The 2490-nt window shown below is 66.4% G+C and carries 3 protein-coding genes and 1 pseudogene; 3 read left to right on the forward strand and 1 reads right to left on the reverse strand.

Annotation, left to right across the window (positions count from 1 at the left end; genetic code table 11):
- Positions 1 to 298 (reverse strand): annotated as a pseudogene (locus CKO23_RS24335) (ISAs1 family transposase); the annotation flags it as partial.
- Positions 299 to 576: 278 nt separating this feature from the next.
- Here CKO23_RS24335 and CKO23_RS24340 point away from each other — a divergent pair.
- From CKO23_RS24340 to CKO23_RS24350, 3 genes are all read left to right on the forward strand, one after another.
- Positions 577 to 996: an SEC-C metal-binding domain-containing protein gene (locus CKO23_RS24340; RefSeq protein ID WP_200336033.1), complete on the forward strand. Its 420-nt coding sequence runs from the start codon at positions 577 to 579 to the stop codon at positions 994 to 996.
- Positions 997 to 1302: 306 nt separating this feature from the next.
- Positions 1303 to 1944: a DUF6904 family protein gene (locus CKO23_RS24345; protein ID WP_200336034.1), complete on the forward strand. Its 642-nt coding sequence runs from the start codon at positions 1303 to 1305 to the stop codon at positions 1942 to 1944.
- Positions 1938 to 2490: hypothetical protein (locus CKO23_RS24350; RefSeq protein WP_200336035.1), on the forward strand; the 553-nt coding region annotated here is incomplete at its 3' end. The genes CKO23_RS24345 and CKO23_RS24350, both read left to right, overlap by 7 nt.

The raw sequence follows: 2490 nt of genomic DNA on the forward strand, positions 1-2490 counted from the left end.
AATCGTAGGCAACACCCGCAAACTCACCGGCACGCGCGGTGCCGAAGAAGTCCTCGACCTCGTCGCGGAGCGTGCTCTGATTGCCTTTGAGTCCGAGGACGTAGTCGCCACCCTGCTCGATGATCTGTTCGGCGATCTTGGTCTGACAGCCCATCGCGTCGATGGTGACGATGCAGCCTTTGAGCTCAAGGAGTTCCAGTAACTTCGGGATGGCTGTGATCTCGTTGGATTTCTCCTCGGTGGCTTCTTGTCCCAGCACCAGTCGATTGCGGCTCCCCCAGGCGCTGACCATGTGCAGCGCCGCCTTGCCGCGGCGGCGATCACGCGAGCCACGTGCACTCGCCGTACGTCATCATCGACATCCCAACCTCACCCGGGTGCAGCCAAGATCAAGATGGGCTTGTGCCAACAGCCGCTTGGTGTTCTGCTGATCCAGTGAGCGGAGGGCTCGCGCCAGCCGCGCGGCCTGATACGCACGCGCCCAGCCTACCCAACCTTGGCGCCGGCCGGGTTGAGCCGGGCCGCCTCTGGGAAGCGCGCTCGACGTCCGCCACCCCTATTTGGAGACACTGGACGATGGGTGCCATCGCAGACGCCATCTCACGCTTTGCCCAGCCACTGCTCGACGCGGCGGATGGCTCACCGCAGGAGATCCAGCGCGCGCTCTCGCTGGGCCAATTGTGCTGGAACCTGGCGCTGATGCCAGAGGACAGTCGCGAGCAGAGCCTGGCCGACATGCAGCCGACGCTCAAGATGAATGACGCGGACTTCCAGGAACTCAAGCGCGACCTGATCATGCCGATGATCCGCCGCCATCACGCGATGTTCCCCAACATGCAACGGCTCGGGACGGGCGATCCACACGCCGCCCTGGGCGAGCCTGCGCGGTCACCGAGCGTACAGATCCACCCCCCCAAGCCCTATGCCGGCACCGGTCGCAATGCGCGCTGCCCCTGCGGGAGTGGCAGGAAGTACAAGGTCTGCTGTGGGCAATGAGCCTGAGGCCAGTGGCCACAAGACGCGCGCGGCCCAGACCGACCGCGACCGGGGGACAGCGAGATCTGTGAGCGTGGCGGAACTGACGGAATGTTCGGCGGTTTGGGCTGACAACCGCCCCATGAGAGGGGCCGGTCACAGACCTCCCGCAGCCCGACGCGAGGTCCTAAAGGGATCACGCTGGAGCATTCCTCGCGTCAGTGTGTTGCGGTGCGTATCAACCCCCAGTGAGAGCGTGGCGGTTGGCGCCGCCGCCCTTCCAGCGGCCACCGCGTTCTCCACCCTGGCCCCCTGAGGCGTCCCTACATGCTGGACTTCGAACTCACACCCCACCACGCCGGACTGCGCTTGTGGGGAGACGCTGTCGGCTTGGAGCGTCTGTACGACCTGGTCCATCGCATCGTCGCCGACAGCCCCCTGATCGAAGACAAGGAGGGCTTCGTCCTCGCCTTGGCCTACGACCTGCGCAAGGCATTCGAGGGGCAGCGCGCTCAGATCGACCGGATGGACGGCCTGGGACAGCGCTACCGCCTCTATGGCGTGGAGATCCTCTGGCCGGTCATCTTTATTCAGGCGGCCCTGCTGCGTGAGGCACTGGGCGGTCTGCCATCGAGCCGGCTCGATCAGGCGATCCTCTATGAGCTGGAGCACGTCATCGCGTCAGCCGCCCGCGCGGCGTTGCCGACCGCCTGGGAGGAGACCTTGCACTCGGCGCGGCGTGCCGGCCTCACCCCTTACGTGCATCTGGACCTGATCCTGGGCAGCCGCTGTCTTTACTTCATCGAGACCCCGGTGGAGCGACGACTCGCGGTGCTGCCGAAGCTGATGGAGACCTTTGACCTCGCCTACGGGATGCTCGTCGAGCAGGGCGTCACGCCGCGCCCGGGCGTCATTCCCCCCAGTGCCTTTGCCAACGACGACCGGGACTGGCCGGACTTCGCATGGTAGACCGGACCAACGCCGCTGCAGTGCCGACCCTGGTGCTCAACCGCCGCTTCGTCGTCGACCTCCTGGCCGAGGCGGCGCCCTGCATCGCCCTCGGCATGATCAGCGAGCGCGGCCAGGATTTCGCCTGTTTCGCCCTGCACCTGGACACCCCGCTGCCGCCCGACATCGCCGCGGCGGGGTTCGCTCTCGGGCACTGTCTGCTGGGGACCGACGACGGCGAGGCGATTCAATTCAGCTTCGCCTTCAGCGACGTCGCCACCTACAACGTCCTGCTCAACCCGAGCAACCTGGGCGTGCAGATCGTCGTCGAGGACATGCTCACGCACGGCGGCTATTTCATCCTGCTCATCGGCCAGACCGGCGAGGCCACGGTGTTTCGCGCTGATCTGGGACCCGGCACCCTAGAGGGACTGAAGGCCAACCAGGGGCGCCTTCTCGGCTCCACCACGACCGCGGCGCACTACGCCGCGCTGGCGGCCCGATTCCGCGCCCAGCCCTCGCCACCGGGACAGTGGCTGGCGTGGGTCTGTCGGGACAGTGCCGCAG

The sequence above is a fragment of the Thiocystis violacea genome (assembly GCF_016583565.1).
Classification (GTDB): Bacteria; Pseudomonadota; Gammaproteobacteria; order Chromatiales; family Chromatiaceae; genus Thiorhodococcus; species Thiorhodococcus violaceus_A.

Excerpts from the sequence above, each read along its gene's own strand:
- CKO23_RS24340 (WP_200336033.1), top strand. The coding sequence starts at position 577 with ATGGGTGCCATCGCAGACGCCATCTCACGCTTTGCCCAGCCACTGCTC.
- CKO23_RS24345 (WP_200336034.1), top strand. The coding sequence starts at position 1,303 with ATGCTGGACTTCGAACTCACACCCCACCACGCCGGACTGCGCTTGTGG.